Below are 11,416 nucleotides of genomic sequence, written 5' to 3'. Positions count from 1 at the left end.
ATGCCACAGCAGCGTCTCCTTTTCCAGACGCCGCGAATCGAGCGCCGCCTGCTGTCCCTTGTAAGAAACTTCGGCGGCGGGTCCGACTTGCTGCCATGGCATGCCGGGCACCACCAGTTGGCGCAGCACGTCCTCGGACGTCGGCTGGTAGTTGTACATGGCGCGCATCGCAGCGTCGAGCCAGCGGTCATTTCCCTTCGCGTCATGCCGGGGCACGCGCTGCTTGAGCCAGTCCAGCGCGCCGGCGTTGCCCGCTTCGGCGGCATAGGCGTACAGCGACTTTTCCTGCTCATCAGTATTTGGCGTGGTGCCGGTGGCCAGCATTTTATCGAGCACTTCGGTGCCGCGCGTCAGGCGCAGCAAGGGCCCCCATAGCAAAGAATCGGCCAGCGGCCGTTCCGCTGGCTGCGCAGCCCCGCCTTTCTTGGCCTTTTTCTCTGCCAGGTATTGGTCTACCAGCAAATAGGGCCGGCCCGCGCCTGCGTCGAGCATGGCGATCATGCTGGCCGTACGTTCTTTCGCGTCGATCAATTCCGGCAAGATGTCCGCATCCTCCTGCTGCAAGGCGTATTCCAGCGGCGCCTGCGTGTGGTTTTCGCCGCCGTATTGCCGCACATCGGCGCCATGCGCCAGCAACAGGCGCACCATTGCGGCATTGCCGTACAGGGCAGCCAGATGCAGCGGTGCGGCGTGGTAAAGCGTATCGCCTTCGCCGAGCGGCACGCCGCGTTGCAACAGCAGCGTCATCATGCGCAGCTTGGCGGGCAACAGCGCGGCGTACTGCTCACGCAGCGCCTGGCGGCGCGCCTGCAGCGGCGCCTGCGCCAGTCGCTGCTGATCGTCGTCCTGCCGGGTTTGCGCATTCAGCCATGCCGCTTCGGCTTTGTACATGCTCGATGGAGGCGAAATCAAATAGTTCAGCAAGGGACTCCTGTCGAGCGCATAGGCGCCCGGCTCGGCGACGCCGGCCAGCAGCTTGCCAAAGGCAGCTTCGTCGCCCTCTTTGGCAGCCTTGAACAGCGCCGTCACCTCTGGCGTCGGCGGCAGCTTGTTGCGTGCCTCGCGCACATAATTGATCAAGCGTTCCATGCCATGCACCGAAACCTGCGGCAACGGCATGCCCACTTTCCATGCCCGCGCCAGCTGCTGCGCCTCGGCCTGTTGCGCCGCATTCAGTTTCTTTGTCCAGCGGGCCACGGCGTCGCCGGCGCCCGTCGCGCCGCCCGCCGCCGCCAACTGGCTCAGCATGGATGCGAGCACATAGTCCTGCGGCACGCCCGCCTCCTCGCCATACAGCACGGCCAGCTGCAGCTGGGCCTTGACAATGCCGCTTTCGGCAGCCTTGCGCAGCCAGCGGGCGGCCTGCTTTTCATCCAGGCCGCCCGTGCCTTTCCAGCACAGCAAACCCAGCTGGTAAGCGGCTTCCATGTCGCCACCCTCGGCGGCGTGGCGGTACCAATCCTGCGGCGAACGCTGTCCCGTCTGCGACGTCGTCGGCAGAGGCGCGCCGCGCTGCCAAAGGCCGGCCAGGTGCACGGCCTCGTCGACCTGGTCCGGCGACATCCTCCCACGGCGCGCCGGCAGGGACTTCTCCATCGCGGCCGCACCGCTCCACTCCTTGTCTTGCAGCGCCAGCAGGTTGAGCGCATACGACAGCACCCGGTCGACCGGCCCGCCTTCGCCCCGCTCATACATTTGTGCCAGGTCCTGCAGCGGCTTGCCCTCACCCTGCGCGGCCATGACGCCCAACCAGGGCCGCGCGCGCGATGGATTGAGCATGCGGCCCGGCGCGTATGCATACATGAAAACCAGCGCCTCCTGCGCGGCGCGATCGCCGCCCTTGGCCGCCAGCAGATACCAGCGCTCCGCTTCGACCTCGCTGCGCTCCACGTCCCGGCATCCTTTCTCGCCCATGTAGATATCGGCGAGGACCTTTTGCGCCTCGACATTGCCACCTTGCGCCGGTCCGCGCAATTGCGCCACGGCCTTGCTGCAGCGCCCATCCTGCAGAGCCGCCATCCCCTCCGGAACGCCGGCGCACGCGCCACCGGCAGCCAATCCAGCGCCGAGCACGGCCAATTGCCACAATTTTTTCATGATTGCCTGAGTTTTCAAATAATGTTGCAAAGATGATAGCTTAGAAAAAATACAATGCAGCAATATTGCTCAATCGTGCGCGGCTTTTCGGCTCATCCAGGCCCGCTATTTGCTGCGCATGCTTTATGCACCCCTTATAATGGTTCCTTTTGCCAATCACACGCCAAATCATGGAATTAGCCAAGTCTTTCGAGCCCGCCGACATTGAACAATTCTGGCGCACCGAGTGGGAACAGCGCGGTTACTTCACCGCCACCCTCGATGCCGGAAAACCTTCCTTCAGCATCCAGTTGCCGCCGCCGAACGTCACCGGCACCCTGCACATGGGCCATGCGTTCAACCAGACCATCATGGATGGCCTGACCCGCTACCACCGCATGCTGGGCCACAACACGGCCTGGATTCCCGGCACCGACCACGCGGGCATCGCCACGCAAATCGTCGTGCAACGCCAGCTGGACGCGCAAAAGATTTCGCGCCATGACCTGGGCCGCGAGAAGTTCGTGGAAAAAGTGTGGGAATGGAAAGAAAAATCCGGTTCCATCATCACCGGCCAGATGCGCCGCCTGGGCGCCTCGGCCGACTGGCAGCGCGAATACTTCACGATGGACGAGCCGCGCTCGAAAGTCGTCACCGACGTCTTCGTACGCCTGTTCGAGCAAGGCCTGATCTACCGCGGCAAGCGCCTGGTGAACTGGGATCCCGTACTGGGCACGGCGGTGTCCGACCTGGAAGTGGTGTCCGAAGAAGAAGACGGTTCCATGTGGTACATCAAGTACCCGCTGGCCGACGGCAGTGGTTTCCTGACGGTGGCCACCACCCGTCCTGAAACCATGCTGGGCGACGTGGCCGTGGCCGTCGATCCGACGGACGAGCGCTACCTGCCGCTGGTGGGCAAGATGCTCAAACTCCCGCTGACCGACCGCGAAATCCCCATCATCGCCGACGAATACGTCGACAAGGAATTCGGCACGGGCTGCGTGAAGATTACCCCCGCGCACGACATGAACGATTACGCCGTGGGCCAGCGCCACAAACTGGCGCAGATCGTCATCCTGACGCTGGACGCGAAGATCACCGACGACGCGCCGGAAGCCTACCGCGGCATGGACCGCTTTGCCGCGCGCAAGCAGATCGTCGCCGACCTCGACGCGCAAGGCTTGCTGGAACAGGTCAAACCGCACAAGCTGATGGTGCCGCGCGGCGACCGCACGGGCGTCGTCATCGAGCCGATGCTGACGGACCAGTGGTTTGTCGCCATGAGCAAACCAGCCCCGGAAGGCACGTTCTTCCCAGGCAAGTCGATCGCCGAGACGGCGCTGGACAAGGTCGCCAACGGCGAAATCAAGTTCGTGCCGGAAAACTGGAGCACCACCTACAACCAATGGCTCAACAACATCCAGGACTGGTGCATCTCGCGCCAGCTGTGGTGGGGCCATCAAATCCCGGCGTGGTACGACGACGCCGGCAATATCTTCGTTGCCAAGACGGAAGCCGAGGCACAAGCCAAGGCGCAGGCGGCCGGCAGCACGGGCCCCTTGAAGCGCGACGACGACGTGCTCGACACGTGGTTCTCGTCCGCCCTGGTGCCGTTCTCGACCATGGGTTGGCCTGAAGAAACGCCGGACATGAAGGCGTTCCTGCCATCATCCGTGCTGGTGACGGGTTTCGACATCATCTTCTTCTGGGTGGCGCGCATGGTCATGATGACGGCGCACTTCACGGGCAAGGTACCGTTTGAAACCGTCTACGTGCACGGCCTGGTGCGCGATTCGACGGGGCAAAAAATGTCCAAGTCGAAAGGCAACACCCTGGACCCGATCGACCTGATCGACGGCATCGACCTGGAAGGCTTGATCGTCAAGCGCACCACGGGCCTGATGAATCCGCGCGACGCGGAAAAGATCACCAAGGCAACGCGCAAGGAATTCCCGGAAGGCATTTCGGCCTACGGCACGGATGCCGTGCGCTTCACCATGGCCAGCTATGCCTCGCTGGGCCGCAACATCAATTTCGACCTGGGCCGCTGCGAAGGCTACCGCAACTTCTGCAACAAGATGTGGAACGCCACCCGTTTCGTCATGATGAATACGGAAGGCAAGGATTGCACGCCAAATGACGCCGACCTGTCGCAAGCGGACAAGTGGATTATTTCCCTGCTGCAAAAGGCGGAACTGGACGTGGCCAAGGGCTTTGAAGACTTCCGTTTCGACAATATCGCCGCATCGATCTATAAGTTCGTGTGGGACGAGTATTGCGACTGGTACCTGGAAGTAGCCAAGGTGCAAGTACAGCAAGGTACGGAAGGCCAGCAGCGCGCCACCCGCCACACCCTGCTGCGCGTGCTGGAAGTGGTGCTGCGCCTGGCCCATCCGATCATCCCGTTCGTCACGGAAGCCCTGTGGCAGACGGTGGCGCCTTTGGCCGGCAAGACCTTGAAGGCGGAAGGCGATTCCATCATGATGCAACCGTATCCGATCGCCAACACCGACAAGATCGATGAAAGCGCGGAAGCGTGGATGCAGCAGCTGAAAGCCTTGACGGACGCGACGCGCAACCTGCGCGGCGAAATGCAGATCTCGCCTTCCGTGCGCGTGCCGCTGATCGTCGAAGCGGGCAATGCCACTGAAAAGGCCGCGCTGGCGTCGTACGCACCGTACATCCAGTCGCTGGGCAAGCTGGCGGAAGTGCAGATCGTCGATGCGTTGCCGGACTCGCCAGCAGCCGTCGCCATCGTCGGCACCACCAAGCTGATGCTGAAAGTGGAAATCGACGTGGCTGCCGAACGTGAGCGCCTGGGCAAGGAAATCGCCCGCATCGAAGCGGAAATTGCCAAAGTCAACAGCAAATTGGGCAATGAAAGCTTTGTCGCGCGCGCGCCGGCCGCCATTGTTGCGCAAGAAAACGAGCGTTTGCTCAGTTTTTCGGCGACAATTGAAAAACTGCGCGAACAGTTTGCTAAACTAGCCAGCGCATAAGGCAAGTTTGGAAGGATTGCGCGGCCGTCCCAGTGACGCCGCGCAGCACTGCTGGTCTTGCCTTGGTATATAACTGTTCGTGACACGATCAAAAAACCAATGGAGACTAGCGATGCATAAAGTATTCAAAGCAAGCGTACTGGTGGCCGCCCTGGCCATCGCCGGCAGCGCCACCGCGCGCGACGGCAACTATACCCCCGTGGGCACGTGGAAAACCATCGACGACGCCAGCGGCAAGCCGAAATCCCTCGTCGTCATCACGGAAAACAACGGCGTCTTGCAAGGCAAGATCGACAAGCTGTTCCGTGCCCCGAATGAAGATCAAAATCCCAAGTGCGACAAGTGCGCGGGCGCCAACAAGGACCAGCCCATCATCGGCCTGGTGATCCTGTCCGGCCTGAAATATGACGGCAAGGAATGGACGGGCGGCGAGATCACGGACCCGGCCACCGGCAAGGTCTACAAGAGCAAGGCCGAGCTGATTGAAGGCGGCACCAAGCTGCAAGTGCGCGGCTATGTCGGCGTGCCGATGTTTGGCCGCTCGCAGACGTGGGTGCGCGAAGAGTAAGCAACCACCCCGCCCTGTCGAAGCCGGCCATGCGCCGGCTTTTTTGCGCCTGCCTTCCGCACACTGGCGTTGTTTTTCAGGCCGAATCGTGTCCTTTCGTCCCCATTTCCAAACCAGGACAAGCTATGCGCGCCACCGAACATACTTGAAGTTTCCTAAATGAAATAGTGCATGCCTGTGACGCCATCGCCCTGTAGCGAAGGGCGGCATGGCTCTGCGGATGACCCCATCGGCGGATGCCCGGCAAATATTTGCCCATGCACAAAGGAAACACATGAACATCTTCAAGCGATACATGACCCCGCTGCTCGTCTCGGCAGGTCTGCTGACCATGGCCGCCCTTGCCGGCTGCGGTGGCGGCGACCAGGGGCGCGATCCCATCCTCGGCTTGCCGGGCGCTACCCTGTCCAGCCTCGTCGTCACACCAGCCACGGCCACGGTCGCCATCGGCGCCGGCCAGCAATTCACGGCCATCGCCACGTATAGCGACGGCTCCTCGCAAGACGTCAGCGCCAAGTCGGCCTGGACGTCGGCCACGCCGGCCAGCGCGACAGTCAATGCCGCCACAGGCTTGAGCACGGGCATCGCCGCCGGCAGCAGCAACATCAGCGCCGCGTTCGGCGGCAAGAGCGCGGCAGCCCAGTTGACCGTCTCGCCAGCCACCTTGCTGTCGATCGCCGTCACGCCGCAAAACCCGACCGTGCCAGTGGCCGCGACGCGCCAGCTGGCCGTCATTGCCACCTACTCGGACAACAGCACGGCTGACGTCACGGCCGGCAGCAGCTTTGTGTCCGCCACGCCAGCTGCGGCCACCGTCGCCAGCAGCGGCCTCGTCACCGGCGTTATCTTTGGTAGCAGCGTCATGAATGCCAGCTTCAACGGCAAGACGGCCAGCACCACCGTCACCGTGCCTGCCATTACCGTGGTCAGCATCGCCGTCACGCCGGCCACCGCCAGCATCGCTGTCGGCGCCACGCAACAATTCATTGCCACCGCAACGTATTCGGACAGCTCGAACGCCATCATCACCAACGGCGCCGCCTGGACCTCGGGCACGGTTGCCAATGCCACGGTACTGAACACGGGCGTCGCCACCGGCATCGCCGCCGGCACCAGCAGCATCACGGCCACGGCCGGCGGCCAGTCGGGCAGCGCGCTGCTGACCGTCACAGCAGTGGCCATCCCGCCCGTCCTCAATCCGATCGTCCTGGGCCGCGCGGCACCGTTCGGCGTGCTGGCCGGCACCTCGATCACGAACAATTCGGGCGGCACCACCCTGATCACGGGCGACGTCGGTGCGCCGTCGCAGACCACCGATCCGACCCAGGCGGCCGGCTTTACCAACTACAAGTCAGGTGCCATCCTGGCCGGTGCCATGACGGACCTGCAGGCGGCGATCACGGACGGCAACAGCCGTAGCTGCGACGTCAGCTTTGCCGGCGGCATCGACCTCGGTGGCCAGACCTTCGGTCCCGGTGTGTATTGCTATGCGGGCGCCATCAGCATCACGGGCACCCTGACACTGAACGGTCCTGGCGTGTACATCTTCCGCACGGCGCTGACCTTGAACTCGACCGTCAACTCGGTGGTTGCCCTGAACAATGGCGCCACGGCCGACAACGTCAGCTGGCTGCCCGTCGGCCCGACCACCCTGGCCGCGAATAGCGTCTTCAAGGGCAATATCCTGGGCCAGTCGGCTGCCATCACGGTGGGCGACAACACGACCCTGCTCAATGGCCGCGTGCTGACGGCTGCTGCCGTTACCCTGCGCAATAACCAGATCACCAAATAACCGGGACATGACCATGACTATCGCACACACATTGGGCGCACTGAGCGTCATGACCGGCGCCTTGCTGGCGGCGCAATCGGCGCAGGCGCAGGACAACACTTTCATCAACCCGGACTGGGCCAACAGCGCCTGGTACATCGGCGCGGGCGTGGGCCAGTCGCGCGCCAACATCGACGAGCCGCGCCTGCGCGCCAGCCTGGCCGCCAACGGCGAAACCGTCACCGGTTTCAGCAAGGACCAGCGCGACACCGGCTATAAACTGTTTGTCGGCCGCCAGTTGAACCAGTATTTCGCCGTGGAAGCGGGCTACTTTGACCTGGGCAAGTTCGATTTCAAGTCGACCACCAGCGGCAACGGCGTGCTGAACGGACAAGCGGGCTTTCGCGGCGTGAACCTGGACTTGCTGGGCCAGCTGCCCCTGTCGCAGCGCCTGTCCCTGCTGGGCCGTGTCGGCATGCACTACACCAAGACCAACACGGAGTTCAGCGGCAACCGCCTGCTGGGTTCGACCAATACCCATGCCAGCGAGCGCAAGCTCAACGCCAAGCTGGGCCTGGGCCTGGAATACAAGTTCAGCGAAGCACTGGCCTTGCGCGGCGAAGTCGAGCGCTATCGCCTGAACGACGCCGTCGGCAACCGCGGCGATGCGGACCTGTACTCCGTCAGCCTCGTGTATAAACTGGGCCGCCCGGCCAGCGCCACGCCCGCCTACCAGCCGGCACCCGAAGTTGCCCCTGTCGTCGCCATGCCGGCGCCTGTCATCGTGGCCGCACCGGCACCGGCACCCGTGTCGGAAAAAGTGTCGTTTGCTTCCGAAGCGCTGTTTGATTTCGATCAATCGACACTCAAGCCGCAAGGCAAGGCGGCGCTGGACCAGTTGCTGGGCCAGTTGTCGGACATGGATCTGGAAGTCATCGTCACGGTCGGCCATACGGATGCCGTCGGCCCGGACGCCTACAACCAGAAACTGTCGCAGCGCCGCGCCGAAGCCGTCAAGGCCTATCTGGTGGCGCAAGGCGTGGAAACGAACCGCGTCTACACGGAAGGCAAGGGAGAAACCCAGCCCGTGGCCGACAACACGAGTGCCGCCGGCCGCGCCAAGAACCGCCGCGTCACGGTGGAAGTGGTGGGCACGAAAAAAGTTGCACGCTAAGTTAGATGCACGTAAAAAACCGGCTTGCGCCGGTTTTTTTTCGTCCTCGGATTATGGCGCTGGCGCCGGCTTGCGGTGATGCTTGCTCAGGTGCCGGTCCAGGCTGTTGGCGAACTGTTGCCGGTCGGACTGGCTGAAGGCGGCCGGGCCGCCCGTGTCCACGCCGCCGCTGCGCAACTCTTCCATGAAGGCGCGCATCGTCAGTTGCTGGGCGATATTGTCCTTCGTGTAAAACTCGCCGCGCGGATTCAGCGCAAAACCGCCCTTGGTCAGCACGTCGGCGGCCAGCGGAATGTCGCCTGTGATGACGAGGTCGCCGGGATTCAACAGCCGCACGATTTCCTGGTCGGCCACGTCGGCGCCCGACGGCACTTGCACGGTACGGATGAAACGCGAGGGCGGCACGCGCAAGCCCTGGTTGGCGACCAGGGTGAGCGGCAACTCCAGGCGGTCGGCGACCCTGTACAGGATTTCCTTGATGACGACGGGACAGGCGTCCGCGTCGATCCAGATTTGCATACCCGGCATACCTTCTTGCGCCATCACAGTTCCCACGCTTCGCCGCCCGGGCCCATGCGCGGCGCGCTGACGCCGAAGTGCAAATAGGCGGCCGGCGTGGCGACACGGCCACGGGGCGTGCGCTGCAAAAAGCCTTGCTGTATCAGATATGGTTCCAGCACGTCCTCGATGGTATCGGCCGCTTCGCCGATGGCGGCCGCCAGGTTCCCTATGCCGACGGGGCCGCCGCCGAACTTGAACAGCACGGCTTCAAGCAGCTTGCGGTCCATCACGTCGAAGCCAGCGGAATCGACGTCGAGCATGGCCAGCGCGCGGTCGGCCACCACCTTGGTGATCTCGCCATTGCTTTTGACTTCCGCGAAATCGCGCACGCGGCGCAGCAGGCGGTTGGCGATGCGGGGCGTGCCGCGCGCGCGCTGGGCGATCTCGTGCGCGCCTTCCGGGTCGATGGGCGCTTTCAGCAAGGCGGCGCTGCGCGTGACGATCTTCGTCAATTCGCCCGTGTTGTAAAACTCCAGGCGCGCGACGATGCCGAAGCGGTCGCGCAGCGGGTTGGTCAGCATGCCGGCGCGCGTGGTGGCGCCAACTAATGTAAACGGTTGCAGATCGAGTTTCACGGAACGGGCGGCCGGGCCTTCGCCGATCATGATATCGATTTGATAATCCTCAAGCGCCGGATATAAAATTTCCTCGACAACCGGCGACAGGCGGTGGATTTCATCGATGAACAGGACGTCGTTCGCTTCCAGGTTCGTCAGGATCGCCGCCAGGTCGCCCGGGCGCTCCAGCACGGGGCCGGAAGTCTGGCGCAAATTGACGCCCATTTCGCGCGCGATGATGTGCGCCAGGGTCGTCTTGCCCAGGCCCGGCGGGCCGAACAGCAAAGTGTGGTCGAGCGCTTCCTTGCGCTGGCGCGCGGCCGTGATGAAAATTTCCAGCTGGTCGCGGATCTTTTCCTGCCCTACATACTCATCGAGCTGCTTGGGACGCAAGGCCCGTTCGATCGCCTCTTCGTTGTGCGAGATGGGCGCCGCATCGATGATGCGCTGTTCCGTGAAGCTGTCGGTCTGGATGCTCATGCCCTATCAGCCTTTCGACAGCGCTTTCAGCGCCAGTTTGATGCCGTCCGACACGCCGGTACCGGCCGGCACGTTCTTCACGGCGGCCAGCGCTTCCTTGTCCGAGTAACCGAGCGCGACGAGCGCGTTGAGGATGTCCGACTGGGCGTCCGGCGCCGCGTGCGCGCCCAGCGGACCAAGATCGGCACCGATCTTGCCCTTCAATTCCAGCAACAGCCGTTCCGCCGTCTTCTTGCCGATGCCCGGCACTTTGACCAGACGGCCGGAATCCTGCAGGGTAATGGCTTGCGCCAGGTCGGCAATCGTCATGCCGGAGAGAATCGACAAGGCCATGCGCGCGCCCACGCCCGTGATCTTGATCAACTGGCGGAACACGGCACGCTCGGCCGCATTGCCGAAGCCAAACAGCAGGTGGGCATCTTCGCGGATGGCCTGGTGCGTAAACAGCACGACTTTTTCGCCCACGTGGGGCAAGTTGTAAAAGGTGCTCATCGGCACGTCGACTTCATAGCCGACGCCCTGGCAATCGACCAGCAATTGTGGCGGATTCTTTTCAAGCAAAATACCGGAGAGACGGCCTATCATCGCGTGTTCCTAATGTTAAATTTCAGAGTGATTATCCAACTAAACGGCCGCGCTTCATGCGCAAGCCCTGCAGTTGCGGCGCCAGCGCCCCGAGCATGGCCAGCGCATCGATGCTGTTGGCATGGCAAATGGCCACGCCCAGGGCATCAGCCGCATCCGTGCCGGGCAAGCCAGGCAAGGACAGCAGCCGCGACACCATGTCCTGCACCTGCTCCTTGGCCGCCTTGCCGTGGCCCGTGACAGCCTGTTTCACTTGCAGCGCCGTGTACTCGGCCACCGACAGATCAGCATGGACGAGCGCGCAAATGGCCGCGCCACGCGCCTGGCCCAGCAGCAAGGTCGATTGGGGATTGACGTTGACAAACACTTTTTCGATGGCAGCGCAATCGGGCTGGTAGGTGCCGACGATCTCGCTCACGCCCCGCAGGATGACCTTCAGGCGCGGCGGCAATTCCCCTTCGGAACCCGTCTTGACGGTCCCCGACGCGATATAGCGCAGCTTGTTGCCAAGTTTTTCAATGACCCCAAAGCCGGTCGTGCGCAGGCCAGGATCGATGCCAAGAATAATCATCGCCAGATTCTATAATGAATACGGCAGGCACCGGTGAATAACCGGTGCCTGCCGTTCTATACATCTTCACCCCA

The 11,416-nt window shown here is 63.0% G+C and carries 9 protein-coding genes; 4 read left to right on the top strand and 5 right to left on the bottom strand.

Features of this window, described 5'->3' with window-relative positions; all coding sequences use genetic code 11:
* Positions 1 to 2,097, bottom strand: a 2,097-nt coding sequence (locus HWE17_RS14105; protein ID WP_176389153.1) for a tetratricopeptide repeat protein, incomplete at its 3' end; no start/stop codon positions are given.
* Positions 2,098 to 2,267: 170 nt separating this feature from the next.
* On the opposite strand from HWE17_RS14105, the gene HWE17_RS14100 reads away from it, so the two are divergent.
* The 4 genes from HWE17_RS14100 (at position 2,268) to HWE17_RS14085 (ending at position 8,588) form a co-directional block, all read left to right on the top strand.
* Entirely contained in the window at positions 2,268 to 5,075 is a 2,808-nt protein-coding gene (locus HWE17_RS14100) for a valine--tRNA ligase (protein WP_035824605.1), read from the top strand.
* A gap of 112 nt (positions 5,076 to 5,187) precedes the next feature.
* Positions 5,188 to 5,643 (top strand): DUF2147 domain-containing protein, encoded by a 456-nt coding sequence (locus HWE17_RS14095; RefSeq protein ID WP_176389152.1) that lies wholly within the window; start codon positions 5,188 to 5,190, stop codon positions 5,641 to 5,643.
* Positions 5,644 to 5,917: 274 nt separating this feature from the next.
* Complete coding sequence (locus HWE17_RS14090; protein ID WP_176389151.1) at positions 5,918 to 7,435, top strand: ice-binding family protein; 1,518 nt, start codon at positions 5,918 to 5,920, stop codon at positions 7,433 to 7,435.
* Between the two features lie 13 nt (positions 7,436 to 7,448).
* Positions 7,449 to 8,588 carry an OmpA family protein gene (locus HWE17_RS14085; protein WP_176389150.1) on the top strand — a complete coding sequence of 380 codons (1,140 nt, stop codon included), beginning with the start codon at positions 7,449 to 7,451 and terminating at the stop codon, positions 8,586 to 8,588.
* 51 nt (positions 8,589 to 8,639) lie between these two features.
* Here the strand turns inward: HWE17_RS14085 and HWE17_RS14080 are convergent, their stop codons facing one another.
* Genes HWE17_RS14080 through ruvC form a run of 4 tightly spaced genes read right to left on the bottom strand, consistent with a single transcriptional unit; the run spans position 8,640 to position 11,342 of the window.
* Positions 8,640 to 9,107 (bottom strand): YaiI/YqxD family protein, encoded by a 468-nt coding sequence (locus HWE17_RS14080; RefSeq protein WP_035828617.1) that lies wholly within the window; start codon positions 9,105 to 9,107, stop codon positions 8,640 to 8,642.
* A 23-nt stretch (positions 9,108 to 9,130) separates the two neighbouring features.
* The gene (gene ruvB / locus HWE17_RS14075; RefSeq protein ID WP_034749202.1) at positions 9,131 to 10,186 is read right to left on the bottom strand and encodes a Holliday junction branch migration DNA helicase RuvB; all 1,056 of its coding nucleotides are present in this window, start codon (positions 10,184 to 10,186) and stop codon (positions 9,131 to 9,133) included.
* 6 nt (positions 10,187 to 10,192) lie between these two features.
* Positions 10,193 to 10,771 (bottom strand): Holliday junction branch migration protein RuvA, encoded by a 579-nt coding sequence (gene ruvA / locus HWE17_RS14070; RefSeq protein ID WP_035824598.1) that lies wholly within the window; start codon positions 10,769 to 10,771, stop codon positions 10,193 to 10,195.
* 31 nt (positions 10,772 to 10,802) lie between these two features.
* Positions 10,803 to 11,342, bottom strand: coding sequence for a crossover junction endodeoxyribonuclease RuvC (gene ruvC / locus HWE17_RS14065; RefSeq protein WP_176389149.1), 540 nt, complete (start codon positions 11,340 to 11,342; stop codon positions 10,803 to 10,805).
* Positions 11,343 to 11,416 lie beyond the last annotated feature (74 nt).

It is taken from the genome of Janthinobacterium sp. BJB401, from assembly GCF_013372745.1.
Lineage (GTDB): Bacteria > Pseudomonadota > Gammaproteobacteria > Burkholderiales > Burkholderiaceae_D > Janthinobacterium > Janthinobacterium rivuli.
Note: the sequence above shows the minus strand (reverse complement) of the source record. Positions and strands in the feature narration are given on the sequence as shown.

Excerpts from the sequence above, each read along its gene's own strand:
- HWE17_RS14100 (WP_035824605.1), top strand. The coding sequence starts at position 2,268 with ATGGAATTAGCCAAGTCTTTCGAGCCCGCCGACATTGAACAATTCTGG.
- ruvC (WP_176389149.1), bottom strand. The coding sequence starts at position 11,342 with ATGATTATTCTTGGCATCGATCCTGGCCTGCGCACGACCGGCTTTGGG.
- HWE17_RS14095 (WP_176389152.1), top strand. The coding sequence starts at position 5,188 with ATGCATAAAGTATTCAAAGCAAGCGTACTGGTGGCCGCCCTGGCCATC.
- HWE17_RS14080 (WP_035828617.1), bottom strand. The coding sequence starts at position 9,107 with ATGCAAATCTGGATCGACGCGGACGCCTGTCCCGTCGTCATCAAGGAA.
- HWE17_RS14090 (WP_176389151.1), top strand. The coding sequence starts at position 5,918 with ATGAACATCTTCAAGCGATACATGACCCCGCTGCTCGTCTCGGCAGGT.
- ruvA (WP_035824598.1), bottom strand. The coding sequence starts at position 10,771 with ATGATAGGCCGTCTCTCCGGTATTTTGCTTGAAAAGAATCCGCCACAA.
- ruvB (WP_034749202.1), bottom strand. The coding sequence starts at position 10,186 with ATGAGCATCCAGACCGACAGCTTCACGGAACAGCGCATCATCGATGCG.
- HWE17_RS14085 (WP_176389150.1), top strand. The coding sequence starts at position 7,449 with ATGACTATCGCACACACATTGGGCGCACTGAGCGTCATGACCGGCGCC.